1 protein-coding gene is annotated in these 540 nt (G+C 45.2%); it reads right to left on the bottom strand.

Going from position 1 to position 540, the window contains the following annotated elements; genetic code table 11:
* Positions 1 to 540 (bottom strand): alpha-amylase family glycosyl hydrolase (locus H8R91_RS11945; protein ID WP_243237866.1); only part of this gene is annotated, 540 nt, incomplete at both ends.

Genomic DNA, 540 nt, shown 5'->3' with positions numbered 1-540 from the left:
TGAGCTGTGTCAACAAGAGTTTCAAACTCCTCGGCAGTACCGAAGTTTGCATCTGTCTGTGTGTAGTCGAGAACATAGTAGCCGTGGTATGAATAGTGAGCGTAACTTGGATTACCGTCGCTGCCTACCACATAACCGTGTGTCTGCTCATACGGAGCGGAAATCCAGATTGCGTTTACACCGAGGTTATTGAAATAACCATCTTCGATAGACTGTGTAACACCGGCAAAGTCGCCGCCGTGGAAGGTAGCTCTATCATCAATGTTAGAAACAACCTTACCGCTCTGGTCAAGACCTCTGTTGTATGAGTGGTCGTTTGATGTGTTTCCGTTTCTGAAACGGTCGGTTAAGAGAAAGTAAACCGATGCATTGTCCCAAGAAAAGTTATCCTTGCTCTTTGTTGTAGAAGCAGATACTTTTTCTGTAGTATCAACGGTAGCAGCACTTGCCACTGTTGAGAATGCAAAGGTTGTGCTTGACATAACGGTGCAAAGTGCAATTGCAACGCTTGTCGCTTTTAGCATTCCGTGCTTGTTCATT

The organism is Ruminococcus intestinalis, from assembly GCF_014288065.1.
GTDB lineage: Bacteria > Bacillota > Clostridia > Oscillospirales > Acutalibacteraceae > Ruminococcoides > Ruminococcoides intestinale_A.
Note: the sequence above shows the minus strand (reverse complement) of the source record. Positions and strands in the feature narration are given on the sequence as shown.